At 40.9% G+C, this 25,309-nt stretch carries 21 protein-coding genes, 1 tRNA gene and 1 pseudogene; 11 read left to right on the forward strand and 12 right to left on the reverse strand.

Translation table 11 applies throughout. The annotated features are described in order from the left end of the window. From AB7U21_RS02005 to AB7U21_RS02020, 4 genes and pseudogenes are all read right to left on the reverse strand, one after another. Positions 1–1,521 (reverse strand): annotated as a pseudogene (locus AB7U21_RS02005) (hypothetical protein); the annotation flags it as partial. Positions 1,522–1,645: 124 nt separating this feature from the next. After that, entirely contained in the window at positions 1,646–1,774 is a 129-nt protein-coding gene (locus AB7U21_RS02010) for a hypothetical protein (RefSeq protein WP_428386734.1), read from the reverse strand. Between the two features lie 240 nt (positions 1,775–2,014). After that, complete coding sequence (locus tag AB7U21_RS02015) at positions 2,015–5,497, reverse strand: PGF-pre-PGF domain-containing protein (protein WP_428386736.1); 3,483 nt, start codon at positions 5,495–5,497, stop codon at positions 2,015–2,017. Continuing rightward, on the reverse strand, positions 5,498–5,884 hold the full coding sequence (locus AB7U21_RS02020; RefSeq protein WP_428386738.1) for a hypothetical protein: 387 nt from the start codon (positions 5,882–5,884) through the stop codon (positions 5,498–5,500). 308 nt (positions 5,885–6,192) lie between these two features. Between AB7U21_RS02020 and AB7U21_RS02025 the strand changes: the two genes are divergently transcribed. Together AB7U21_RS02025 and AB7U21_RS02030 are read left to right on the forward strand one after the other, a co-directional pair. Beyond that, positions 6,193–7,407 carry a class I tRNA ligase family protein gene (locus AB7U21_RS02025; protein WP_428386740.1) on the forward strand — a complete coding sequence of 405 codons (1,215 nt, stop codon included), beginning with the start codon at positions 6,193–6,195 and terminating at the stop codon, positions 7,405–7,407. Positions 7,408–8,411: 1,004 nt separating this feature from the next. Next, the gene (locus tag AB7U21_RS02030) at positions 8,412–12,239 is read left to right on the forward strand and encodes a tetratricopeptide repeat protein (RefSeq protein ID WP_428386742.1); all 3,828 of its coding nucleotides are present in this window, start codon (positions 8,412–8,414) and stop codon (positions 12,237–12,239) included. An 81-nt stretch (positions 12,240–12,320) separates the two neighbouring features. Here the strand turns inward: AB7U21_RS02030 and AB7U21_RS02035 are convergent. After that, positions 12,321–12,392: transfer RNA gene (locus tag AB7U21_RS02035), tRNA-Arg, on the reverse strand. A 122-nt stretch (positions 12,393–12,514) separates the two neighbouring features. Here AB7U21_RS02035 and AB7U21_RS02040 point away from each other — a divergent pair. Further along, positions 12,515–13,696, forward strand: a complete 1,182-nt coding sequence (locus tag AB7U21_RS02040) for a redox-regulated ATPase YchF (RefSeq protein ID WP_333788135.1) — start codon at positions 12,515–12,517, stop codon at positions 13,694–13,696. 33 nt (positions 13,697–13,729) lie between these two features. Then, the gene (locus AB7U21_RS02045; RefSeq protein WP_428386744.1) at positions 13,730–14,404 is read left to right on the forward strand and encodes an undecaprenyl diphosphate synthase family protein; all 675 of its coding nucleotides are present in this window, start codon (positions 13,730–13,732) and stop codon (positions 14,402–14,404) included. A gap of 1 nt (position 14,405) precedes the next feature. On the opposite strand, the gene rimI is transcribed toward AB7U21_RS02045, so the two are convergent. Then, a complete protein-coding gene (gene rimI / locus AB7U21_RS02050; RefSeq protein ID WP_428386746.1) occupies positions 14,406–14,831 on the reverse strand; it encodes a ribosomal protein S18-alanine N-acetyltransferase in 426 nt (141 codons plus the stop codon). Positions 14,832–14,885: 54 nt separating this feature from the next. On the opposite strand from rimI, the gene AB7U21_RS02055 reads away from it, so the two are divergent. The 3 genes from AB7U21_RS02055 to AB7U21_RS02065 all read left to right on the forward strand — a co-directional run bounded on the left by AB7U21_RS02055 (position 14,886) and on the right by AB7U21_RS02065 (position 17,520). Then, the gene (locus AB7U21_RS02055; RefSeq protein WP_428386748.1) at positions 14,886–15,377 is read left to right on the forward strand and encodes a DUF5817 domain-containing protein; all 492 of its coding nucleotides are present in this window, start codon (positions 14,886–14,888) and stop codon (positions 15,375–15,377) included. Between the two features lie 119 nt (positions 15,378–15,496). Next, the gene (locus AB7U21_RS02060) at positions 15,497–16,774 is read left to right on the forward strand and encodes an ATP-binding protein (protein ID WP_333788131.1); all 1,278 of its coding nucleotides are present in this window, start codon (positions 15,497–15,499) and stop codon (positions 16,772–16,774) included. A 5-nt stretch (positions 16,775–16,779) separates the two neighbouring features. After that, positions 16,780–17,520, forward strand: coding sequence for an MBL fold metallo-hydrolase (locus AB7U21_RS02065; RefSeq protein ID WP_428386751.1), 741 nt, complete (start codon positions 16,780–16,782; stop codon positions 17,518–17,520). A 19-nt stretch (positions 17,521–17,539) separates the two neighbouring features. Here AB7U21_RS02065 and AB7U21_RS02070 read toward each other — a convergent pair whose 3' ends face one another. Genes AB7U21_RS02070 through AB7U21_RS02080 form a run of 3 tightly spaced genes read right to left on the reverse strand, consistent with a single transcriptional unit; the run spans position 17,540 to position 20,208 of the window. Further along, positions 17,540–18,448, reverse strand: coding sequence for a DUF5803 family protein (locus AB7U21_RS02070; protein WP_428386753.1), 909 nt, complete (start codon positions 18,446–18,448; stop codon positions 17,540–17,542). 51 nt (positions 18,449–18,499) lie between these two features. Beyond that, positions 18,500–19,291, reverse strand: a complete 792-nt coding sequence (locus AB7U21_RS02075) for an ABC transporter permease (protein ID WP_333788128.1) — start codon at positions 19,289–19,291, stop codon at positions 18,500–18,502. Positions 19,292–19,293: 2 nt separating this feature from the next. After that, a complete protein-coding gene (locus AB7U21_RS02080) occupies positions 19,294–20,208 on the reverse strand; it encodes an ABC transporter ATP-binding protein (protein ID WP_333788127.1) in 915 nt (304 codons plus the stop codon). A 104-nt stretch (positions 20,209–20,312) separates the two neighbouring features. Here AB7U21_RS02080 and AB7U21_RS02085 point away from each other — a divergent pair, with 104 nt between their 5' ends. Then, positions 20,313–20,720 (forward strand): fasciclin domain-containing protein, encoded by a 408-nt coding sequence (locus AB7U21_RS02085; RefSeq protein WP_333788126.1) that lies wholly within the window; start codon positions 20,313–20,315, stop codon positions 20,718–20,720. A 6-nt stretch (positions 20,721–20,726) separates the two neighbouring features. On the opposite strand, the gene AB7U21_RS02090 is transcribed toward AB7U21_RS02085, so the two are convergent. The 3 genes from AB7U21_RS02090 to AB7U21_RS02100 all read right to left on the reverse strand — a co-directional run bounded on the left by AB7U21_RS02090 (position 20,727) and on the right by AB7U21_RS02100 (position 21,868). Further along, a complete protein-coding gene (locus AB7U21_RS02090; protein ID WP_292351562.1) occupies positions 20,727–21,020 on the reverse strand; it encodes an ArsR/SmtB family transcription factor in 294 nt (97 codons plus the stop codon). A gap of 73 nt (positions 21,021–21,093) precedes the next feature. Then, complete coding sequence (locus tag AB7U21_RS02095) at positions 21,094–21,360, reverse strand: hypothetical protein (protein WP_428386757.1); 267 nt, start codon at positions 21,358–21,360, stop codon at positions 21,094–21,096. Positions 21,361–21,424: 64 nt separating this feature from the next. After that, on the reverse strand, positions 21,425–21,868 hold the full coding sequence (locus AB7U21_RS02100; RefSeq protein ID WP_333787143.1) for a PepSY domain-containing protein: 444 nt from the start codon (positions 21,866–21,868) through the stop codon (positions 21,425–21,427). Positions 21,869–22,232: 364 nt separating this feature from the next. Between AB7U21_RS02100 and AB7U21_RS02105 the strand changes: the two genes are divergently transcribed. From AB7U21_RS02105 to AB7U21_RS02115, 3 genes are all read left to right on the forward strand, one after another. Continuing rightward, entirely contained in the window at positions 22,233–23,126 is an 894-nt protein-coding gene (locus tag AB7U21_RS02105; RefSeq protein WP_333787144.1) for a hypothetical protein, read from the forward strand. Positions 23,127–23,128: 2 nt separating this feature from the next. Continuing rightward, a complete protein-coding gene (locus AB7U21_RS02110; protein WP_333787145.1) occupies positions 23,129–23,731 on the forward strand; it encodes a hypothetical protein in 603 nt (200 codons plus the stop codon). 392 nt (positions 23,732–24,123) lie between these two features. Beyond that, on the forward strand, positions 24,124–25,309 hold a 1,186-nt coding region (locus tag AB7U21_RS02115; protein WP_428386760.1), incomplete at its 3' end, for an ATP-binding protein.

Below are 25,309 nucleotides of genomic sequence, written 5' to 3' on the forward strand. Positions count from 1 at the left end.
AATATCCATGATCACAAGACCAGCATCACCATCTGCTATGTAGGCATAACCGTCTGCTACAGCAACATTTTCTGCATTTCCTGCAGTATCATAATCGTCTCCGACCACATTTTCTGGATTTGTAACGTCTACTATCGAAAGGCCACTGCTATTAAACGCAACGTATGCATTATTTTCTGAGATTGCAACGCCATAAGCATGACCAGAAGAAGTGTCATAGTTATCACTCAATACCGGTGATGCTAGATTTGTGACATTTAGAATTACAAGGCCACTTGTCCCATCGGCAACATACGCATGATCTCCAGAAACAGCAAGATCATGTGCATAGCCGGTAGTGGTATAATTGCCTGCAAAGGTTGGTGCAGCTGGATCAGCTACGTTCACAACCAAGAGGCCCATGAAACCATTGGCTATGTATGCATGATTGTCTGACAGAACCACACCATTTGCAAACCCTGCAGTGGTCGTAAAGATAGCTACACTGTTTGGCTCTGTCGGATCTGTGACATCCAGAACTGAAAGACCACTTCTTCCATAGGCGACATAAGAATAGTTACCTGATACATCAACGCAAGAAGCATCTGAAGAAGGAATGTTGTGTGATCCTACACTGGCTGGTGATGTAGGATCTGCGACATTTATAATTACAAGACAATTGGTCCTATCGGCTACGTATGCATTGCTGCCTGATAGGGTAACATCTATTGCAAATCCTGCAGTATCACGGGTTCCTGCAAGGGTTGGTGCGGACGCGTTTGATATATTGACGATAACAAGTCCATTGGTCCCATCAGCTATGTATGCATAGTTTCCTGATACTGTAATACCTCTTGCTGAGCCGGAAGTGTTATAATTACCTGCATGGATTGGTGCGTCTGGGTCTGTTATATCGACGATCTCAAGCCCATTGTCACCATCTGCTACGTACGCATAACTGCCGTTTACAGCAACATCATAAGCATAACCGGGCGTATCATGAGTAGGATGACGGTATAGGGCTTCCGGATCATTTATATCTACTATTTCAAGGCCCCTGGTTCCGCTGGCCAAGTATGCATAATTGCCTGATACTGCAACACCTGATCCGAAATAACCAGAAGTATCTGTAATGACTGGTGCTGCCGGGTTAGTGATGTCCACTGCTACCAGGCCATTCCCATCGGCCACATATGCATGATTTCCAGATATGACAATATTGTTGACTGTCGCGTTAATGGTGACCCTTCCTACCTCTACAGGATTGAAAACATCACTAACGTTCAGGACCAACATATCCTGTCCTTGTCCAACATAGGTATAATTGCCGTTTACAACAACAGTGGTAATACTTCCTCCGCGGTGGCTGACAAAGTCCTCCCCGGTAATAGCATTGGTTATACTGGCTGTATCATATGTATTTTCATTATATTGACTAACAAAATCTACTTTAAGCTCTTCAGCTGCACTGACCCCTGAGATCAGTAGCATTAATAATACTGTGACTCCTAAATAGATCGATCCACTTAACTTGAGTTGCACTTTATCACTCCAGTTTTAGTGGCTTCATCAGCAAATTCAGTTTCAGGTGTTTAGTTCAGTTGTTTAGATATTCCGGAGGGCCTTCTGCTCTTCCTTTGTAGAAGACTTGAACTGCCACTATTCCCTATTGTGGGGAAGAATCCAATATCTTCTGTGACACATTTGCACCTTTCTGATAATGGTACTTTCGACCGCTTGAACGAACTATCACTGCGATCAGAAGTGCAACAGGAATCAACACCTGTTTTTGCATGATCGGCACCACTTAGACTTTTAGTACTCCGCTTCTGAAAGGAGATGTATTCATATATATATATATGCATATTTTACAGTCCGGCCTCCAATATTTAGAAAGAGTGGTGCTAACAAAAAAATATGATAGGAATTCTTGCAATCCAAGCCGGATCTGAACTAACATTTCTGAAACTAAGACCAACTTCTATATTCTTTGCGTATCCCCCTGCACGGTGGAAGTACAGGGGGTGACAAGATCTCAGTTCTGTTTCCTCTTCAGATATACAAAACTTGCAGTGACTGTGCCTATTACAAGAATAGCCGCTATTAAGATCCATACATTGGATTTTTCAGATGCTTGATCTTGGTTTGTATCACCTGTTGGGATATGCTCGCTTGATGAGCCTTCTGAACTGATACTTGCATCCGCATCAGTAATTGAAGAAGCGGCAAGTGCTTTCTCAGCAGTTATGGCGAATGATGAGAATCCAGGTGTCTTAGACTCATATATCACGTAACTGCCGGTGCTGCTTTCCATTGTTGTAGGTAATACTTCCCAAGCAGTTCCGTTATATCTCTGCAGTTTAATGTCGTCTGGACTAAGACCCATCTGCTGGATCCAGGAACTGTTCACCTTGAACATTACATGCGCACCTTTTATGTTAGATGCTGTTGCAAAGCCTGCCTTGCCAACCCATATGTTCACATATTTATAGATGGATCCATCAGGAGTACTGTTAACAAGTTTTGACCTGTTGTTCAATACTTCGATAGTGGATGTTATCTGGCCAGAGTTCTTGAGGGAATACAAACTGATTGATCGTATCGGATTTCCTTCCCTTGAGAATTCGTAGATTGCATTTGAATCCATTCTAAGGTAAGCGTTTGCAACATCTTTCATTGCCAGATTTGCAAAGTCCTCAACTGAGGCTGCACCTCCACTTCCTCCGCTACTGCTTTTTTTGCTGCTGCTTCCACTACTTCCTCCTCCGCTGCTACCCGACTTGGTTCTCAGGTTCACACTTACTGCTCTACCTTCCAGACCATCCTGGCCATATGGGATAAGAGTATATGTATAAGTTCTACCACTGCTCAAATTACTGTCTACGTAACATGCTGATCCACTCACATTACCAAGGATCATGTCATTCCTTGTTATTTGCACCCTGCTGGTGTCATCCGAGTTTTCCCATGTAAGTGTTATAGAAGTTTTTGTGATATTTGTTCCAGAGAGGTTTGAGATATTTGGAAGCTTCACTGTAGTGGCTGAATCATTGGCCCATATTGAATTAATATTGCCTGAAGTGTCCACTGTACGAACACCGATGGTGTAAGTGATATCTTCGGAAAGTCCGGTAGCATTGTAGAAATTTACAGAGCTATCGGCAGTATTTGTAACAAATGCTCCGTCTATGTATACCATCACATGACTAAAATCAGCATCATGGGGATTTGTCCATGTCCAACTGATCCAATCGGAATCAAAATCATTTTCTCCCAGATCTGTTATAGATCCAGCTGGTATCGAATCTGTCGAAAGTACAGTTGTTGCTGAATCGTTAACCCATGCAGAGTTAATGTTACCGGATGCATCTACGGTCTTGACGCTTATTGTATGTGTGCTGCCTTCAATAAGACCTGTCGAATTATAATATCCTTCTGATGTGTTCGTTACAAAAGCTCCGTCAAAGTATACCATCACATGACTGAAATCAGCGTCATTAGGGTTTGTCCATAACCACCTGATCCAATAAGAGCCTGTTCCAACTTCGTTCAAAGCAGTTACAGGTGCAGGTGCTGTGATGTCAGGCTCATTTGATCCGTTATCCACTTGAAGTATGACAAGACCGTTATCAAAATCTGCTACGTATACATAATTGCCTGATACTGCAACACCATACCCATAACCAGCAGTATTATAACTGCCTGCAAGTGTTGGAGCAGAAGGGTTAGTGATATTCAGGATCACAAGACCATTACTGTCATCTGCTATGTATGCATGATTGCCGGATACAGCAATGTTCTGGGCAGAATTAGTGTCATAACTGCCTTTAAGTGTCAGTACAGCAGGATTACTTACATCCAGGATCACAAGACCATTAGCACCATCAGCTATGTATGCATAGTTACTGATAGGAACTACGAAAATACCATATGAGTGACCAGCGGTATTATAAATGTTTTCTATTAGAGGCATGGCTGGATCGTTGATGTTGATTAGTATGAGACCGCTGTCACCATCAGCTACGTATGCATAACTGCCTGATATTGCGACATTTTCAGCCTTACCAGGAGTGTCACAGCTGCCTTTATAAGCTGGTGCAGACGGATTGGATATGTCTACTATGACAAGGCCATTTTCACCATCAGCTATGTATGCATAATCCTCTGATACGGCAACATCCCATGCACAGCCAGCAGTATTATATGTCCCTTTATAAACTGGTGCAGACGGATCGGATATGTCTACTATGACAAGGCCATTGATATCATTGGCTATGTATGCATAGCTTCCTGACACGGCAACATCACGTGCATACCCAGCGGTAATGTAACGACCTGCACTGGTTGGAGAAGACCTATCTGCAATATTTATTACCGAAAGACCCATGTAACCATTAGCTACGTATGCATAATTGTCTGCTATGGCAACACCAGATGCATAACCAGACATATCATATTTACCTGCAAAAGCTGGTGCTGCTGGATTTGTAATATTCACTACAGCAAGGCCACTTCTGCCAAATGCTAAATATGCATAATTGTCTGATACAGCAACATCATATGCATTGCCTGCAGTAGCACGATAGACCGCTGAACTCGAAGCATTCGCTGGATCACTGATGTTCACTATCACAAGACCTCCGCCATCACCATCGGCTACGTATGCATAACTGCCTGATACAGTGACCCCTCTTGCAAGAACCTCAGTGTCATAGGTGTCGGCAAGAGTCAGCGAGGAGGGATATGTGATGTTTATTATTGCAAGACCATTAGTCCCATCGGCTACATATGCATGATTGCCTGATACTGCAACATCGTATGCATTTCCGGCAGTGTCATATGTTCCTTCAATGCTTGGTGAAGATGGAACAGCGATATCAACAACCACAAGGCCGTTAACACCATCAGCTACGTAGGCATAATCGCCTGCTATGGCAACATGAGATGCCACCCCGGCAGTATTATAAACCCCTTCAAGTGTTGGTGCCACAGGATCAATAATATCCACAATAACAAGACCGCTAGTACCATCAGCTACATATGCTAAATCACCTGATACAGCAACACCATACGCAGAACCGGAATCATAAGTTCCTACGATCGCTGGTATGGCCGGATTTGAGATTTCCACTATCAAAAGACCGTTATCAGCATTTGCTATGTATGCATATTTCCCAGATATAGCAATATTGTTCACTAAAGATGGAGTAGTTACCCTTCCTATTTCTACAGGATTAGAAACTTCAGTGATATCGATCACCAGCATATCCTGTCCCTGTCCAAGATATGCATAATTTCCGGCTACTACAACATTCGAAATGCTTCCACCAAAGTGACTGACAAGATCCTGCTCCTGTGTCGTAAAAGCATTGGTAATACCGGCAGCATTGTAGTTATTTATATCAATTTGGCTAACAAAGTTCACGCTGAGTTCTTCAGCTGAGACTATTCCTGCGAACATTATCATACAAAATAATGAGATTCCAAAATAGATCGATCCACTTAACTTGAGTTGCATTTATGTCACCTCAATACCAGTGGTTTCACCAGCAGATTCATCTTCAAGCTCGGTTTTTGTGAATGTGTTACCGGAAAATACATCTTCTTTTTTTGTAAAAGAATGCATAGGGTTACCTCCTTCTCCAGAGTAAGGATTGGAAGACCTCTCAGAAAGACCCACGTCAGAGCCAGTTAAAACTGGTTCATTGCTAAGTACAGTTACATTCGGTTCTTCTGTATGTAAATTCGGTTCATTTTCAGATAGTAGTCTTATAATATCACTGCTACAATTCACATCGTTCATAGATGGAACTTTTCCACCGCCAGGAAGATGGTACATTAGACCGCTTGAAAAAAACATCAACGCGATCAGAAGTACAACAGGAATCAATCTCTGTTTTTGCATGATCAATACCACTTAGTCTGTTTTTAATACTCCTTCCTCTAAAAGGAGTGATTTACCTAAAAGAGGAATCTATATAAATATATGTACATTACACTATATGCTTATCATTATAATAATGAAATTAATCAACAAAACCTAAATAAATAGGGTTTTAAGAAATACCGATAACATACTAAAAGCCAAAAACAAAATCACAGTGTAATATCACTAATAAGTTTTTGTTGTTCAGATTTCGCATAATTTTTTATAAGTTCATTTCATAATTAAGTAAATGGGGAGAGCAAACTTTGCTTAGATTGTACAATAGCATGACTCAGAATCTAGAGAAATTTAAATCCGAGGAGAATGGAAAAGTAAAGATGTTCACATGCGGTCCATCTATCTACCAGCCTGCGCACCTGGGGAATTATCGTACGTTCCTTTTTGAGGATATTCTTTTACGTTATCTGGAATTTACCGGGTATGATGTGGAGAGGACCCTCAATTTTACAGATATAGAGGATAAAGCCATAATTGAGTCAAATAAAAACTTAACAGATATTTTCAGCCTTACCAACAGTTGTGCTGCCAAATTCTTCATGGATATTGCTGAGCTTGAGATCAAAAAGCCCACATACAACCCCAGATCTTCTACTTCAGTGGAGATGGCGGTGAAAATAATAGAGAAGTTACTTCAGAATGGACACGCTTACTGGTATAAAGGAAATGTATACTTTGATATTCGTTCCTTCAAAGATTTTGGAAAGCTGAGCCATCTTAAAAGTTCTGACTGGCCTGCAAAGATAAGGCGTTTTCATAAGGACACATATCCAGGTAATAACTGGAATATAGGTGATTTTATTCTCTGGCATGGGCATCGTACTGAAGAGGGTTTATCGTGGGAGTCGCCTTTAGGAAGAGGCAGGCCCTCATGGAACATCCAGGATCCGGCAATGCTATGTGATACGCTCGGTCCCACAGTTGATATCTGGTGTGGCGGTGAAGATAATCTTGTAAGACATCACGATTACAATATAGCTGTAATGGAATCCGTCGCTGGAAAAAAACTTTCCAGTTACTGGTTGCATGGTGCCCATTTGTTAGTTGAAGGAAAGAAAATGTCCAAGAGCAGAGGTAATGTCATATATCCGGAAAATTTGCTCTCCAATGGTTATTCCGGAAAAGAGATACGTTTTTTCCTTATATATGGCCATTATAGGGAACGTTTGAACTTTACCTATAAGTCCATGGAACAAACGACTCAGCGTTTAAGGGATCTTCTAGTGAACATAGATAAACTGAAAAGGCCATCATCGGATAAAAACTTGGAAGATACTAAAGCCTCAGAAATAATAAAAGAAATGATTCCTGCATTTAACAGCCACATGGGCAATGATCTTGATGTGCTTTCTGCCTTTGACAGCCTGGAAGGTGCGATCGTGGAACTTGGTTACCTGCATGATCAGGGAAATATGGGAAAAAGAAATGTTGAAGACCTTATGTTCTCTATTTCACAGATCAATAAGGTACTAAGAGTATTGTGATAATATGGCCCCTGACTCAAAAACATTATTTGGAACACGCATGTAACAAGCTACATGGCGATCATTAACCGACCAGTTTTCTGGTAATCTCTGCAACACGTTTTCCCGGAAAACGGATTGTATCAAGTTCGTTCTTTGTAGTAACTTTCCAATGCCATTGCCAGCCACAGTAGATACAACGTAAGGTCCTCCTCCACTGACCTAATTCTTAACACTGATACCTGGGTATGTATATGGTACTCCCACTATGACCATGCAATGATGGGATAGCACTGTAGAGAATCCCAGTATAATTAATTCCTATCCTCGGTGCTGGGTTACTGAATACGTGAATATGCTACCACTTTATTCACAAGCCCTCCCTTTGACCACAGGCCTACAGTCCTTTCTATGAATGCCTGCATCTGAAACGGGACCATCCCAAAACAGGTAAGAACACCGAAAATTATACCGTCTGCTTCTGCGAGTGAATCAATTGTAGCTACCAGTATATGGGCAAATGGTTTCTTTGGCTCAATGGCCCCATTTTTTCAAGTATCTCTTCATTAAACGTTTCTTGTATCTGGAAAAGTTCTACTTCTGCCATCTGCAGATGTGTCCATAAAGGCTGTAGAATATCACATTTATTTTCATATTATCTACCTCTTATAAGCAAGATCCTTTCTTAATATTCCAGCCATTTACAAAGGTATCCGCTGGACTGTATAATGCATATATGTCAATGGACTTCTGTCTTTTAGTCGTCAGTATTAAAGAACACTTTTCTTGACTCTACAAAAGCACACCTATGTAAATATATGACTAATAGTCATCTCTCAGGCACAAATTTTTTTTTAAGATAAATCTATAAAGATATATAGTATATTAATTAGTATATATTTGAAAAAACGGAATGTGATTTCATGGTTGCTGTACTCGGAGGAAACTTAGTTCTCTACTTTCTAATGGTCTCTGTAATTTTATTGCTTTATTTTTTTATCCTTGAACATAAGAAAAGAGAAAAATTGGATAAAAAGATACACCAGCTGAAGGAGTCCTTCACACATAAGGTAGATATATCAGATGTGGATTTTGAACAATTCAACACACTTCCAAATACCGACATACCTCCGCAAATAAAAAAGGAATTTGTTTCACTGTGTGACTATAGTAGATTTGCAACTATCCTTGATTGTGAACTCTCTGCAGCATACCACCTTAACTGTGGTATTGGGTTTTACTGTGCCGGTTCACTTGAGGAAGCATCTCTTGAGTTCGATGAAGCATTAAAGATAGATTCTAACTATGCTAATGCATGGAATAACAAGGCTTTCACATTAGCTGAGATCAGTAACTATGCAGATGCATTAGAGAACTATTGTAAAGCACTGCAACTTGATCCCACACTTGCCCAGGCATGGAACGGGCAAGGAAAAGCTCTGTTGCAGCTCGGAAAATATTGGGACGCACTGGAAGCATTTGAGAAGGCCACTGAGATCAAAACTTCAATGATTGATGCGTGGGAAGGCAAAGGCGAGGCCTGCATCAAAGTGGGTAAATGTACTGAAGCACTGGAAGCTTTCGATAAAACACTTGAATTAAAACCGGATTTTGCACAGGCATGGTATGGTAAAGGTTTAGCCCATGAAACTCTTGGAAGTAATGAAGAGGCACTTGCAGAATATGACAAAGCACTTAAACTGGAGCCACAGAATGCTGAAGCCTGGTACAGTAAGGCTACTGTTCTGTGGAAGTTGGGAAGGTTCCAGAAAGCTCTAGAAGCATTTGACAGGGCATTGGAGATACTTCCGGAAGATGCCAGAATATGGAATGATAAAGGAGCCCTTTTCAATGAGCTTGGAATGTACGAGGAGGCTCTTGAAGCTTTCACAAATGTGACAGATATAGAGCCGAATAATGCCAAGATATGGTTCAATAAAGGAACCTTGCTGGAAAAACTTGGAAGGAACGAAGAAGCTCTGCAAAGCCACATAAGGGCAACAGAGATCGAACCGAAGCTTACAGAGGCTTGGTATGGAAAAGGCAAGGTCTATGAAACACTTGGACAGCAACAAAGTGCACTTGAAGCATTTACAAGGGCAACTGATCTTCAACCTGATAATGCTCAGGCCTGGTATAGCAGAGGCATACTCCTTCAAAAACTGGAAAGAGGGAAAGAGGCACTGCAAAGCTATGAAAAGGCACTGGACCATGAGCCCGACATCACAGGAGCATGGTATGGAAAAGCTGTTATCCTTGCTGAGCTTGGAAAACATGAAAAGGCACTTGCAGCATTTAAAAAGGTTACAGACTTAGACCCGGAAAATATGCAAGCGTGGTATAACAGGGGCAAGATGCTTGCGGAATCCGGCAAATACCTGGAAGCTCTGGCAGCCTTGGAGAACGCAAGCTCAAAAGATAACAACAAGGCAGGAATATGGTATTATAAGGGTATTGCTTACGAGGGCCTGGAAAAATATGAAAAGGCATTGGAAGCATTTGCAAACACAACAGAACTTGAACCTGATAATGCACAGGCATGGTATAGATTGGGCAATGTTCATGAAAGGTTTGGAAAATGTGAAGAAGCACTGCATGATTATGAGAGATCTTTAAAGATCAATGCCGGCCTTTTTGATGTATGGGGAAGCAAAGGAAGAGCACTTTTAAAGCTAGGACAATATCGTGATTCACTGATGGCTTTTGAAAAAGCTTTGGATATAGACCCACAGCATGCAGATATCTGGTACAGCAAAGGAGAAGCACTTTCAAGGCTTGAAAGACATGAAGATGCACTTGAAGCATTTACAGAGGCTTCAAAGTTAGATCCGGAAAATGTACAGGCCTGGTACTACAAAGGAAAGATGCTTACAGAGCTTGGAAGGAATCAGGATGCAATAGAGGCTTTCGAGAAAGTTGTAAGGATAATGCCACAACACTCAGAAGCATGGTACAGCATGGGAATGATACGTATCATTACTGGTAAACAGCAGAAAGCTCTGGATTGTTTTTTAAAGGCCTTGGAGATCGATCCAAAAATTGGCCCCGCATGGTATAATAAGGGTGTCATCCTTGGAGATCAGGGTGAGCATGAAGAAGCACTTATAGCTCTCATAAAAGCTTCTGAACTTGAACCTGCAAATGCACATGTCTGGAACAGGTTGGGAATGACACTTGCAGAACTTGGACAATATGAAGAGGCATTGCACAACTACCAGAAAGCTCTTGAAATTGACCCTGAGCTACCAAGAGGCTTGTTCAATCAGGCTGTTGTATTTGCAGGAATGGGAAAATATGAAGAAGCACTGGCAAGTTATCAGAAAACGGTAGTAATTGAACCAGAATTTGCTCAGGCATGGTCTAACATGGGAAGTGCTCTTGCAGAGCTTGGAAGATACACAGAGGCTATGGGCAGTTACGATAAAGCATTGGAACTTAGACCCAATTGTGCAGAAGCGTGGTATAACAGGGCAGCCACTCTATACAAACTTGAGAAATATGATGACTCTTTGGAAAACTACCAAAGGGCATTGGATCTTGAACCAGAGATGGTAGATGCCTGGTGTGGAAAGGGGACAATTTATGAAAAGCTTGAAAGATATCAGCAGGCTCTTGAAGCATTTGAAAGAGCAAGCAGCCTTAAGCCCTCCTTTGCTGAAGCATGGAAAGGGACTGGTAGTACCCTTATAAAACTACAGAGATATGATGATGCTCTGAAAGCTCTGGAAAAGGCTTTAAAGATAAAGCCAGAGTTCTCAGAGGCCTGGAATGGTAAATGCATGGCTCTCAACCATCTTGGAAATTACCAGAAGGCATTGGAAGCATTTGAAAAAGCTGTAGAGCTATACCCTGACTACGCAGATGCATGGAATAGCAGAGGTATGGTACTTTCAAATATGGGTAAATATGAAGAAGCTCTGAATTCTTACAAGAAGGCACTAGACCTTAAGCCTAACCATCCGGATACACTGTACAATATGGGTATGGCATTGAATAAGCTGGGTAAATATGGGGAATCTTTGGAGCATCACCAGAAAGCACTGGAATTCAAACCAGATTTTGCAGAAGCATGGCGTGAAAAAGGTGTTGCCCTTGAGAATATGGGCAAGCATGAAAAGAGTCTTGAAGCACTGGAAAAATCGCTTGCTCTGAAACCTGATCTTGCTAAAACATGGCGTGATAAAGGAGTTACTCTTGCACATCTTGGAAAGTCTATTGAAGCTTTGGAAGCATTCGAAAAAGCTACAGAAATAAAACCCGATTATCCTGAAGCATGGAACAGCATTGGTATTTTGCTTGCTAACCTTGGAAGGCTCCTGGAGAGTCTTGAAGCTCTGGATAAGACCATCAAATTTAAGCCGGACAATCCGAAATCATGGAACACTAAAGGGGTAGTACTTTCAAGTCTTGGCAGGCATGAGGAAGCCATAAAGAACTTTGAAAAGGCGCTGGAATTAAAACCTGATTTCTTTGAAGCATGGTACAACAAAGGTATCGATCTGGGTAACCTTGGGAATTTCCAGGAATCTGTGGAGGCTTTTGACAAGGTGACCATGCTTAAAGGTGATCATGCAGAAGCATGGAACAGCAAAGGTGCAGCTCTTGCAAATCTTGGAAAGTTCGACGAGGCACTAGTAAATTATCAGAAAGCAATAGAACTGCAACCAAACTTTGCAGAAGTGTGGTACAATAAGGCATGTGCATATTCCCGTACTGGTAAGAATAAAGAAGCTATCAGGTCTCTTAAATATGCTGTCGAACTGGAAAAGTCCTACCTAGAATATGCGCTAAACGATAGTGATTTCGAAAATATAAGGAAAGAACCTGAATTCATGAAGATAATCGAAGACTAGATAGTTTTAACTTAAGTGTTAATTTCACTTCGCATCTTAATAGATCAAGCGAAGTGAATGCATAGCACTTAATTATTTTAACGTCCCGACCGAGATTTGAACTCGGGTCTAAGGCTCCGCAGGCCTCAAGGATATCCACTACCCTATCGGGACAACTGGTTTGATGTCTAATGTACTATTCAAATAAAAGTTTGTTGGTGGACATGTTAAAGTGAGAAGTAATAGTCAATTGTAATTAAAAAAAGTTAAATCCTGACAAGCGAATTTAATAGATTATGTCGATGACCATAGGACTTGCAGGAAAACCCAACTCAGGAAAATCCACCTTTTTCAAAGCTTCCACTCTTGCAGATGTGGAAATAGCTAATTACCCTTTTACCACCATCCACCCCAACAAAGGGGTCACGTATGTAAGGGTAAGATGTCCGTGCATGGAGCGAGATCACAGATGTGGTAACTGTGTGGATGGGATACGGTATGTACCCATTGAACTCATAGATGTTGCAGGCCTTGTACCCGACGCGCATATGGGCAAGGGTCTTGGAAACACTTTTCTCGATGACCTCAGGCAGGCTCAGGCCATCATACACGTAATAGACGCAGCAGGCTGTACAGATATAGAAGGAAATCCTGTCGATATCGGATGTCATGATCCTGTTGAAGACGTGCAGTTCCTCAACCATGAGATCACTATGTGGATGGTAGGTATACTCAAACGTAATTGGCAGAAGTTATCCCGTAAGACCCAAGGGGAGAACCTGAAAATCGAAAGAGTATTAGCAGAACAGCTGGCAGGTGCGGGAGTTGAGGAATCACAGGTAATCGAAGCGCTTTTGATGACAAGACTTGATCATAACATTACCAAATGGACCGACGAAGAAATAATCGACCTGTGTGATAAGATAAGGGTGATCAGCAAGCCTATGATAATTGCAGCCAACAAAGCAGATATTGCACCTGCTCAGAACTTAGAGAAACTAACAGCTGTTGGAGGGATCGTAGTGCCTACAAGCGCAGCTGCAGAACTTGCCCTTAGGTCTGCCTCAAAAGCAGGAGCTATCAGTTACGACCTTGGAGACAAAGATTTTTCCATTATTTCCCAGGATCTCAGTCCTGCCCAGCAGAAAGCACTTGAGAGCATTCGACATTTTCTGCATAAAATGCACAATACTGGCATTCAGGAATGCATTAACAAAGCCGTATTCGAATTGCTTGATCTGATAGTTGTATATCCTGTGGAAGATGAAGGTAAATGGACAGATAAACATGGAAAAATGCTGCCTGATGCATTTCTTATGAAAAGAGGATCCAATGCCCATCAGCTTGCATACAAGGTACATTCGGATATAGGTGATAGGTTTCTGTATGCGGTGGATGCAAAGACAAAGATGAGACTGGGAGAAAAACATGAGCTTGAAAATGGTTCAGTGGTGAAGATCGTCTCGACGGCAAAGTAACAAAAAAGGAAAATTATAAAAAAAGCTGGGTATATGAAATATAGGAGCATATTAAGTTCAGTGTATGAAAAGTATCTCCTCAGAGATCTTTCTCGCAACAATTACTCCATTCCTGAAAATCTCACCCTGGTAATATCAGAGAGTGATCTGCTTTACAAGAAGGGGATGGATAAGTTAGGAACATATATTCACTGGTGCCTGGAACTGCACATCAAGGTTATAAGTATATATGTGGATGTGCTGGACACTGAAGAGAAACTTCGGTCAGCAATGATGGAAAGTTTGCTGGATCCTCTTAGTTTGCTGATGGAACAGCTTCCCAAAGAAATAGGGTTTGAGATCTATAATGCTACGGGAGAATCTGTTAAGACAAGAAACGGTCCAAAGCTTATGGTATATATGGCGATCGATTTTGGTGGACGCAGTGAGATCACAAAGGCTGTAAGGACCATACTTGAAGACGTAAAAATGAAAAAGATCTCTCCAGAACAAATTGACGAAAAGACCATAGAATCTCATCTCATGTTGAAACATGAACCTGACCTTGTTATAAGGGCCGGAGGCAAGCATCTGTCGGATTTCATGATATGGCAGTCTGTGTATTCAGAGCTGTTCTTCACGGATGTTAACTGGATAGGTTTCAGAAAAATAGATCTGTTAAGGATCCTTCGGGATTTTAGAAAAAGACAGAGAAGGTATGGAAAATGAATCATATCTTGAGGTACATTCTCACAGCATTGTCCTCAAGATAATAGCCAGGAACCATTTCTTTTTCCTTGAAGCCATGTGCTTGGTAGAATTTCTGTCCTTTCAGGTTCTTTTCCCTGACCTCAAGAGTGATACACTCATATCCATAGCATCGGGCAATATCTATACATGCCTTTAATAAAAATGAGCCTATCCCATGTTTTCTGTGCTCCGGATGCACTGCAATGCTGAGCAAATGAGCATTGTCCATAAATGTTCCAAGGATGGAGTACCCTACTATATTTTTTTTGTCTTCGTATACGATAAAACCAGGATTTCCCAGATTGGCCATGAAAAGAAAATCTGGCCAAGGTACCGGAAATGACATATCTTCTATAATAACTATTCCGGCTATGTCTTTTTCTTGTGCCTCACGTATAAGGTGCATCCTCGGTCTTTATGAGCAGTACAGTATTTATAGCTGGCATAAGAAGTGTTTGTGATGTATGGGGTAATAGTATGTACTAAATGCCGGATGCATGCACAGATCATAGAAGTTGGCACTTCCAGGACCGTGCAATGCCAGAGATGTGGTGCCAGGCTGGAGGTAAGAAAGCTACAATTGACCAGTGCCTCTGAAAACCTTGATGAGGTTGTCAAGGCCCGTACTTTGATGCAGGCAAAGATACAAGCAAATGGAGCTGTACACACGATCCATTCACAGAGTTTTCAGTGTAATATATCTCAGAACAACGATCCAGTAGGCGAGATATATTGTGCTGCACCAAATAAGGGTCAGAAAGCTCGTAACAAAGACATTTCCAAGATCATACTTGAGCATATTTCAGACGGAGGGGAACTGGGCATAGACGAACTGGAAGAGAAATGTAAATTATTGGACATCGATAGAAACGATCTCGAGAAAACAATTGCCAGGTTACTGGAAGCCGGCGATATATATTTCCCTGTAAAAGGGAAGATAAAGAAAGTCTGATCTCACAACTTGTGCAGCACATCCTTAATTATACAAAAGCTTATTTAAAAAGAACACTTATATAAGATGTCCAAACGATGGACTTCTGAAAATACAGAACACTTTTGATCGGTTAGAACATGGCGGACATAACCCTTGATATAGTTGAGCTTTTGCTTACCACCCATATATTTAACAAATATTCAGAACTGGAAATAAGTGACCTTCCAAAAAATGTGAGGAAAAACTACTGGAACCGGGAAAAAAGAACAGTTCCCAGGCCACTATCCGTTTCTAATTCGGATATCGAAAAACTCTTTGAGATAAAGGAACTCAAGGGAGAGATAAGGTCACTGCCTTTTATAGATGTAAATGAACGCGATTTTCGTATTCGCCTTACAGCGTTCGAGGTAGCTGCTGAATGGTTTGAAAAAAGGGAGGGGGCTCTTGAAAAGATAGCGCATAATCCCTGTCTGGCATATTACTATGAGAAAAAGAAGTTAGAAGGTGCAAATTATGCTGATGCCCGCAGCAAGATAAGACCTAAAGAAGTTGACAGGGAATGGATCGAGTCTCTGATAAATGCCATTGCTGCTGAGGAAGGGGGCGATGACATGCTTAAACTTGTCCACATAAAGGCCCCTGAAGATATTGTCCAGCCATTGAAGGACCTGGTGCTCACAAAAGAACAGGAATCTGAGGTCGAGAAGATCGTTAAGGCTATTCAATATAGGGATTATCTGAACAAGATTGGCCTGTACGACATCGGAAAGATCCTCATGGTGGGCCCACCGGGTACTGGCAAGACAAGTGTTGCAAGGGCAATGTCCGAACGTCTTGCAATACCTTTTGTTGAGGTAAAGCTCTCCATGATCACTGATCAGTATCTCGGAGAAACTGCAAAGAACATAGACAGAGTGTTCGCTCTTGCAAAAAGACTTAACCCCTGTATCCTTTTCATTGATGAATTTGATTTTGTTGCCAAGACAAGAACCTCTGATGAACATGCAGCTTTGAAGAGAGCTGTCAATACCCTGCTCAAGGCCATTGATGACATAAGTCTCACAAGGGACGGAGTATTGCTCATGGCAGCTACGAACCATCCACGGATGCTGGATTCTGCAGCCTGGAGAAGATTTGATGAGATCATGAACTTCCCGTTGCCGGATGAAGAAATGAGAATACGTATCCTCGATATAATCACAAAACCCATCCCAGGTGAATATGATAACTCTGAGATAGCAGCTCTCACCGAAGGATACAGTGGATCCGATCTGAGGATGGTCATAAGGGAAAGTGTGCTCACCGCCCTTATAGAGGAAAGGACCGAGCTAACACAGCAGGATATGATCAATGCAGTTGATGCGTTCAATGAAAGGGCCGTTATGAAAACAGATGAATATTCCGATCAGGTCTAATACACATGAAGATCACTCTTCTGGGAACAGGTGATGCTCCAGGCACTCCTGTAATAGGATGCACATGTCCAACCTGTACTGATGCTCAAAACGGTGGGCGCAGCAAGAGAACAAGATTTTCTATCCTCGTAGAGTCGGAAAAAGGAAAGGTGCTTGTGGATACAGGTCCGGACCTACGTTCTCAGCTGCTTGATAATGGTGTCCGGCATGTTGATGGTGTGATATGGACACATACGCATTATGATCATTTTGCAGGTTTTGCTGAGTTCCACAGAGTACAGTACAACGTGGATGTATATGGAATAAAAGAGACTCTGGATTACATATTGGAATATCTGCACTACATGCACCCCCGACGTCACGAAGTGAAAATGTACACTCCTTTTTTGCTAATAGGCCTGGAATTCACACTCTTCGAAGTGGTGCATCCGCCAGCTAAAAGACCTGTTGGGGTAATAATAAAAGAAGGTCAGAAAAAAGTGGTTATCACAGGGGATACACAACGCAACATCTCTGCCAGGAGTCTTGAACTCATAGTGAACCCTGATATTCTCATCGCCGATGCAATAGTACCGCCAACTGTAGAAGTAAAAAAACATATGAATTCTGAAGAGGCACTAGACCTTGCCATAGAGATCAGAGCAAAAAAAGTGGTTTTTACTCATCTGAGCCACTATTTTGCACCACATGAGATAGCCTCCAGAGAATTACCACTGGGATTCGATGGAATGGAAATAAACATATAATCATGCCCGGAACATTGAACTATGTCTGTGGCTTTTTTCCCTTCGCTTCGGCTTCGATCTCTTCACGCAGTTTTCTTAATTTTCTTCTTTTTTTGAGATAATCTGTGATCACTATCAAAGCAAGAGAAGTCAATATCACTCCGGCAACAAGTAGATGCCCGGGTGCCGAATCCTTGTAGAACTTCACTGCTATGAGCTTTATTGTATTGGGAGGTGTTTGGATCTCCGTTTTGAATAGGGTCTCGAACATGCCTACTACAGAACTTTTCTCTGTACCCATATTATACCATACCAGATTCATCCGCCCTTTTTCATCATAATATATGTCTTGTGGGTCTGGTCTTGCCCTGCCTACTAATGAATTTCCTGTAGTGTAGCCTTCAGGAAGTACTATACGAACTACTGATGGTGCCTGAGAAATGTGGAGGAAATTCTGGCCGGTGGGCACAGCCATTGTATATGCCACATAACCTCTTATGGATTCGCTGAAGTTAAGGTAGATATGTTTTTGTCCCTTTATCACTTTTTCAGAGATAGTATAGTTTAAAGATGATACTTTTTGCTCTGTTGAATAGTTCTGAAAAATATCTATAGAGGAACTGGTATTATTAGCATAATCAGCTATGACCACTATGTTTGACAGTATTTCATCATCCGTTCTTGTAATGTCCTCCAGAGGCATGATATCCAATAATGACTCATTATCGATCATGTTTACAACTTTTGCACTGGAATTCGTAGACAGATAAAAAGTGCTTGTCCTTGCAAAACTGCCATTGAGCTGGCTTCCATTGAGAAACACGTCAAACTCATACATCGAGGAATCAGGTGACTCAGATACTTTCTCCAAAGGCACCAATTCGTCTATGCACCCTGATAGGGGAACTACTGCCAGGAAGCAGGCAATGAGCAGGATAAATCTATTCATCGTATACCAAATATCATATTATTAATTCAATATATCGCTTTCAACAATTTGTCATACGATCAGTTTTTTCTTCATGAGATTCATGGACAATACAAAAAAAAGCAACGATGCCATGAATATCCATAACAGGCTTGATAGCAGGGACAATTCTAAAGAACCATAAGCAATGGACCGTATGACCCTTACGATATGGGTGAGTGGTAAGAAGGCAAAGGCAAAGTATTGTATGGGTTCCGGCAGCACTTCCAGAGGAAAAAATGTTCCGCTGAACAGGAACATTGGAGTAATGAACAACAGGGCCGGATATTCAAGAACCATAATGTTTGGTGTCAATGCCGTAAAGCACATGCCTATACAGGCAAAGAGCAATCCTGCCAAAAAAGCAAAGGGAATAATTAGCAGAGCATACTTCAGATCAATCAACCCAAAGGCTGCTATTACAGGTACCATTACCAAGGCATTTATAGTACTACGAGTGGCTCCCCAGAACAATTCTCCAGCGATCACATCCTCAATAATGAGAGGAGTAGCTATAATGGCATCGAATGTCTTTTGGTAATACATTCTTACATAAGAACTATAGGTACATTCAAAGAAAGAAGCGTACATCACAGACACTGCTATAAGGGCGGGAGCTATAAATTGTGCATAGGACACGCCACCGATGTCATCCACGAATGTTCCTAGCCCGAATCCCATTGCCACCAGGTATAGTATGGGTTCAAGGAAAGGTGGCAGGAAATTAAGTTTAATGTTCTTCATGAAAACATCCTTGTTCCTTAGCCAGACCTTTAAGAGCCTTCTGTCAAGTTCCGGAATCTGGAAGTATTGCAAGTAGGACATAGTTACTCCCTCAGTTTTCTGCCTGTGAGTTTAAGGAACACGTCTTCAAGAGTGGCTTTTCTGGTGGTTATTTTATCCAGAGAGCACTCCATGCTGAGCTGGTCCGCAATATGCATTGGGTCATTCGTATATATCACTATGATATCTCCCATTATCTCGTAGCTGGACCCACTTTTTTGTAGGCATTCCACAATTTGAGGGTGGTTATCAACTTCCACCACACCAGTGCCAATGTGATCCTTTATTATCTGCACAGGCTCACCCTCTACGACTATTTTTCCATAATCCATTACTACAAGCCTGTCGCATAATTTTTCCGCTTCATCCAGATAATGCGTTGTAAGTACAATGGTGACACCTCTTTTTTTAAGAGACCGCAATTTATCCCATATAAGATGCCTGGCTTGGGGATCAAGGCCTACAGTAGGTTCATCAAGCACTATCAGCCGAGGATTGTTCAAGAGGGCCCTTGCAAGCACAAGACGGCGCTTCATACCCCCTGAGAGGGATTCTGACATGAAGTGCTTTTTGTCCTGAAGCTGCATAAAATCAAGAAGTTCTTCTATGCGTTTATCTGCTTCTTTCGGAGGAATGTCAAAATATCGGGAATAGTTCCTGAGATTCTCGTACATAGTAAAATCGGGGTCCAGGTTGTTCTCCTGAGGAACGACACCCATGTCTTTTTTAATTTCACGTGGATGCTCAGATACATCCATCCCAAAGACCTCAAGTTTACCAGATGTTTTAGGTGAAACGCACTGAACCATTTTCATGGTGGTGGTCTTTCCTGCACCGTTGGGACCAAGGAAGCCGAACATTTCCCCTTCTTCCACATAAAAACTTACGCCATCAACTACCGTGAGTTCACCGTATCTTTTGACAAGACCCTCTGCTTTGATAATACGATTTATGGTCACCACATTGATATAAGGTAAGAAATGGGTTCTTATGCTTTTCGATGGGATGATCTATCACGCAAACTTTATGTCAGAAGCTTTCCTCTTTATCATAGGGAGATTATATGGCACAGCTACAGAACATAATACGGACAGCACAAGAAAAAAGGTCTTTTCAGAGCCTGCTTAAAGCCGCAGAGGTACTGGGACTGATAGACAAATACAGCAATACAGGCCCATTTACTGTGTTCGCACCAGTGGAATCGGCTTTTGAGGTGATACCTGAAGAGGTCATAGAGGAAGCCTTTGCTGACATTCCATACTTGACGGGGATCATAAATTATCATATCGTTGAAGGCAAATACATGTTGAAGGATCTCCAGAACATTGATTCCCTCAGGACCATAGGCGGTAAAGAACTGAGAATTAAACACAATGGTGGCATTGTGGTGGATACCGCCAACATAACAGAGCCGGATATTGAATGCAGCAATGGAGTCATCCATGCTATAAGTGAGATCCTGGTTCCATGAAGCCGATCAACTGAATATGTTCTTCAGGTCTTCTGTGCAAAGTTTCACATCGAATTCCTTCAGCCTGAAGAATTTTTTTGCACGCAGATCATTTTCTTCAAGTCGCAGGTCGCTTTCCACAAAACCTGCCTTTTCAAGGCGTTTGAGATGAAGGTCCACTACCTGTCTTGAGAGGTTCAGATCTTTGGCAAGCTCATAGATATATCTCTCCTTTTCGGAAAGCATGTACAATAATTGTATTCTTACCGGATGGGCGAGAGCCTCGCCGATGTGTACTATTTGTTCAAGCGATCGGGTCATCTGCAGACCATCTCTAAGCCAGGAATTATGTTACTCTAATAGTAGAAGAATATACCTTAGTGCATTCTAAAAATTAGATCTCGTTCAGTTTGTTCCTTATTTCTTCCACGGCTTTTTTGATCTCTTCCACGTCCTTTTCCACTTTCACCAGCCTCTCATTGTTACCTGAGCCTGCAAAATTGGACTTGCTGAGCAGCATGACCACAACTCCTACAATGAGAAGTATGACCAATATCTGGATAAGGAAACCAAAGAGGCCGCCATACATACTACCATAATATCCCATCATACCTGTCAGTTCTCCCCATAAATATGTCCTTAAATAAATTACTCTATTCAATAATACAGATGACTTTCTTCGGATTTAAAGAGCACTTCATACTGTTCAAAAAGCGAATATGGGTTTAATATCTCCACATACCCATCATGCCATAGCCCCTGCCCATTCTCTGCCTGTATTGGCCGGGAGCATACTGTGAGGCGAAAAAGTCTGGAATAACTTCACCTGTATATGCATCGATACGTCCTTGCCTGGCAGTGTCATCTACAGTATAATAGACTACCCACCATCTGCCCATCTGGTAAATGTCATTTTCTGTTACATCGGCTGAGATCTGCTCTTTGGCTATCACAAGAGCTTCTTCTGCGGTCTTTACTGTAAGTTCCTGACCTGCGTACGCAGCGCAGTAACCCGGACCATATCCATTGCCTCCTGTGCCCCAGTTGCAAAAAGCTCCAGCATAACCTGAAGCACGCTGCACAAGAGGAGTCTCAGCGCTTACCATGGCAGTTGCAGCCAACCCTGTAAGGAGCGCTATTGCAAGTATTGCTATTGTTTTGCGTCTCATATTGGTACCTCTTTAAGTCAATTAAGATATATGTAGCGGTTATACTACATATAGTGTTTTTCTATGATATATACTTGTTGACAGGATTCACACTTGCGCATTGAAGCGCCACAAAAAGGCAGTAGATAGTGCATTATAATAAAAAAGTACTAATTTGCAATTCTCTTGGAAACGGAGGGTTTCTATATAGCCCTTTTTTCACATGCATAAGTTCTCTTTTTTATTTCAATAGAGTTATATTTCTTAAAACTGTCTATTTAATAGAATGCCGCTGGAACGTATTGAAGAAAACTTTGAAGAACCACCATAGCAATATATAAGTAAATAACTTCACCCAAAACTTAATACAAAGTAAAGATTCAATATGACATTCTCTGAAATAAACAATAAGTTGACAAACATAAATTCAGAAGACCTTCTTACATCAGACATATTTGGATGTTGTTCTTTTTTGAACTTTGATGAGTTATTAAAATATATTTTAAAGGAATCAATGCATTTTGATTCTAATGACCAATTAGATACTTCTGAACCTGTCGTTTCAGAGGAATACATTTTCTGGCCTAGGATTAAAACAGGAAAAACGCACACTGAACCAGATGTTTTGATTATACTTCAGCATCCAGAGAATAAATGTAGTTTAATCCTGATTGAAGCAAAATATAGCTCTGGAAAGTCCTCAGAAGCAAACTACGATACAGATGAGATTACAGATCAATTAGCAAAAGAACTGAGGATAATAGAAGAACAAGAATTATACACACAATTTGGTTTCTTGGAGGGGAAGCAAATTGTTTCAAAGGCTCTTATTTATGTCACAGCTGATGATACTATACCAAGAAGTTCACTTTATGATTCTGCTAATGAGTTTATTGAGAAACACAGGACAAATATAAATTATAAAGAACCGGCAAAACTCCCTTTATACTGGCTACCTTGGTGGAAGATTGAGCACATTGCAACTAACACCAATATTTTTGATTTTGAAGATAAAACAAAAAATAGGATAATAGCACATATAAAAGACGTCTTGCAAGCCAAGAAACTTTCAAGGTTCAGTGGATTTAATAAGATGGACTTTGATTCCTCTAAATATTCATATATATCCGAGATTGAAGATTACAGTCATCTAAGATATGGTTTTTCGGTTATCATTTCACAAATAACTTATAATTATATTGAAGATAAAGGCATTAAAGAATACAATTTTAGTAGGATGCTCCCAAAAATCAGCTACAATTACCATATGAGGAGGTAAACATGGAAAGCACAGATTTTAACCAGCAACTAAACCAATCTTTTGAAAATATGAATGGATTTTTTTCTGAAATTGCCTCTTTGTTAAGAGATTGCGATCGTTTGATGGGAGAAAGTAGATACACTACATTTAATGGAAATACAGCAGTATATGAACAAAGTAGGTCTTTACTGAATCCAGAATCATGGATACCCTCATATTTCTGCAGAGCTTATGCTCTTGAACAAGAAATTGAAGGTACAGAGCCTGATCAAATTTTATTTATAAGTCTCTTTTTACGGTACAGTGGCGGTTGCAAAGATATTAAAATGCAGGAAAATGTTCCTCTTATCGTTGCAGGAATAATTGTACCACATAATCCAAAGTCATTTAGATTTGAAGGATGGCTCTCAAAAAAATGGTTCTGGATAGATAAGCCAGAAGAAAAGAACATGCTGAATGATGATATTTCTACAATGAGAGATTTCTCCGATATTCCCAATGGGCATTACAACAACTCTAAATCAATCATTACATTTGCATTTCCATTAGAAAAAGTTAAAAGCACAATAGAATTGAAAGAAAACATAATTGACAAACTAATTAACTGTACGGAAAATTTATAAGGTATTCCTGTATGAAATACAAACATTTGTAAAGAAAAATCTGTAAAACCCATCTGGAAGTGTCTGCTTCAAAAATAGAGGTGTAATCACCTCTTTGATCTGTTTTACTGCCTTTAAGCCTCTTCCTCATCCAGGAACATCCGCGCCAGCACACCCAGATGGTCCTCGTGAAAAGGATCAAGTTCTTTGCGTTGAAGCACCTAGAACTGCACGCCAAAGTCACCTTCCAGCTTTTTGACCTCTTCTAAGAAGCATTATATTCAACGTTATAACTACAAACCACAGAAAAATCAACACCATTTAACTAACTTGGTTTGCTAAACCAAATAAACTGCTTATTATTTGGCCTATTAAACCAAATGTATATAAACAAAGAACAACCAGTATGGAATATGGACAGAGAGAAACTAAAAACCCTGCTAAAAGAGCAGAATGATCAGATAAAAGATGTGAGAGAGCTGGTCAAAAGGGAGATGCTGGATGAGATAAAAGAAAAAAGGTCTGATCTTATCGTTATAGTATCCGGGCTTCGAAGAGCAGGGAAATCAACACTCATGAACGAAATCAGGAAAGACCATCTTCATGAAAGCTATTTTGTAAATTTTGATGATGAGAGGCTCTTTGACTTCACAATAGCTGATTTTCAGTTGATGCAGGAACTTCTGACCGAACTGTACGGTGAGAAAAATATCTACTTTTTCGATGAGATACAGAACATACAGGGTTGGGAAAGATTCGTAAGACGACTCCATGACAACGGAAAGAAGGTATATGTAACCGGCTCGAACGCAAGCATGCTGAGCCGTGAGATGGGAACCCACCTGACGGGCAGGCATCTGAGCTATTCATTATATCCATATTCATTCAAAGAGTTCCTGCATTTTAAGAAATATGAGCTGCCAATCCCGGAAGTACTGACAACCACAGAAAAAAGTACAATAAAAAGACACTTCAACGAGTACATTGATGTCGGCGGAATACCTGAATTTGTGAAGAATAGGGATGAATTATACGTCAAGACATTGTATGAGAACATACTCTACCGCGACATAATTACAAGATACAATCTCAAAGACGAAAAAGCACTGAAAACAACAGTCTTCTTTGCAGCATCAAACATAGCAAAGGAGATAAGTTACAACAATATCAGGAAACTGACTGGCCTTTCCAGTGCAACAACAATAAAAGAATACTTTGAGTATCTCGAGAACAGTTACCTTGCATATCTTTTACCAAGATTCTCCACTTCCCTTAAAGTACAAGTTTATTCCAATAAGAAAGTCTACTTTACAGACACTGCTATTGCAAGAATTCTGGGCTTCAGGACATCAGAGGACTATGGAAGAATCCTTGAGAACACTGTGTTCATGGAGCTGAAAAGGGAATCCAAAGAAGTGTACTATCACAAAGAGAATAAAGAGTGTGATTTTGTTATAAGGGATGGATACAACATAACAGAAGCTATACAGGTGACTCAAAGTCTTGAAAACACGGATACCAGAAAAAGAGAACTAGATGGAATGCTTGATGCTATGAAAGCTTACAAGCTGAAAGAAGGTCTGATCCTTACTGATGACA

This window comes from Methanomethylovorans sp. (genome assembly GCF_050177135.1).
Taxonomy (GTDB): Archaea; Halobacteriota; Methanosarcinia; order Methanosarcinales; family Methanosarcinaceae; genus Methanomethylovorans.

Excerpts from the sequence above, each read along its gene's own strand:
- AB7U21_RS02010 (WP_428386734.1), bottom strand. The coding sequence starts at position 1,774 with ATGCAAAAACAGGTGTTGATTCCTGTTGCACTTCTGATCGCAGTGATA.
- AB7U21_RS02015 (WP_428386736.1), bottom strand. The coding sequence starts at position 5,497 with ATGCAACTCAAGTTAAGTGGATCGATCTATTTTGGAATCTCATTATTT.
- AB7U21_RS02020 (WP_428386738.1), bottom strand. The coding sequence starts at position 5,884 with ATGCAAAAACAGAGATTGATTCCTGTTGTACTTCTGATCGCGTTGATG.
- AB7U21_RS02025 (WP_428386740.1), top strand. The coding sequence starts at position 6,193 with ATGACTCAGAATCTAGAGAAATTTAAATCCGAGGAGAATGGAAAAGTA.
- AB7U21_RS02040 (WP_333788135.1), top strand. The coding sequence starts at position 12,515 with ATGTCGATGACCATAGGACTTGCAGGAAAACCCAACTCAGGAAAATCC.
- AB7U21_RS02045 (WP_428386744.1), top strand. The coding sequence starts at position 13,730 with ATGAAATATAGGAGCATATTAAGTTCAGTGTATGAAAAGTATCTCCTC.
- rimI (WP_428386746.1), bottom strand. The coding sequence starts at position 14,831 with ATGCACCTTATACGTGAGGCACAAGAAAAAGACATAGCCGGAATAGTT.
- AB7U21_RS02055 (WP_428386748.1), top strand. The coding sequence starts at position 14,886 with ATGTATGGGGTAATAGTATGTACTAAATGCCGGATGCATGCACAGATC.
- AB7U21_RS02060 (WP_333788131.1), top strand. The coding sequence starts at position 15,497 with ATGGCGGACATAACCCTTGATATAGTTGAGCTTTTGCTTACCACCCAT.
- AB7U21_RS02065 (WP_428386751.1), top strand. The coding sequence starts at position 16,780 with ATGAAGATCACTCTTCTGGGAACAGGTGATGCTCCAGGCACTCCTGTA.
- AB7U21_RS02070 (WP_428386753.1), bottom strand. The coding sequence starts at position 18,448 with ATGAATAGATTTATCCTGCTCATTGCCTGCTTCCTGGCAGTAGTTCCC.
- AB7U21_RS02075 (WP_333788128.1), bottom strand. The coding sequence starts at position 19,291 with ATGTCCTACTTGCAATACTTCCAGATTCCGGAACTTGACAGAAGGCTC.
- AB7U21_RS02085 (WP_333788126.1), top strand. The coding sequence starts at position 20,313 with ATGGCACAGCTACAGAACATAATACGGACAGCACAAGAAAAAAGGTCT.
- AB7U21_RS02090 (WP_292351562.1), bottom strand. The coding sequence starts at position 21,020 with ATGACCCGATCGCTTGAACAAATAGTACACATCGGCGAGGCTCTCGCC.
- AB7U21_RS02100 (WP_333787143.1), bottom strand. The coding sequence starts at position 21,868 with ATGAGACGCAAAACAATAGCAATACTTGCAATAGCGCTCCTTACAGGG.
- AB7U21_RS02105 (WP_333787144.1), top strand. The coding sequence starts at position 22,233 with ATGACATTCTCTGAAATAAACAATAAGTTGACAAACATAAATTCAGAA.
- AB7U21_RS02110 (WP_333787145.1), top strand. The coding sequence starts at position 23,129 with ATGGAAAGCACAGATTTTAACCAGCAACTAAACCAATCTTTTGAAAAT.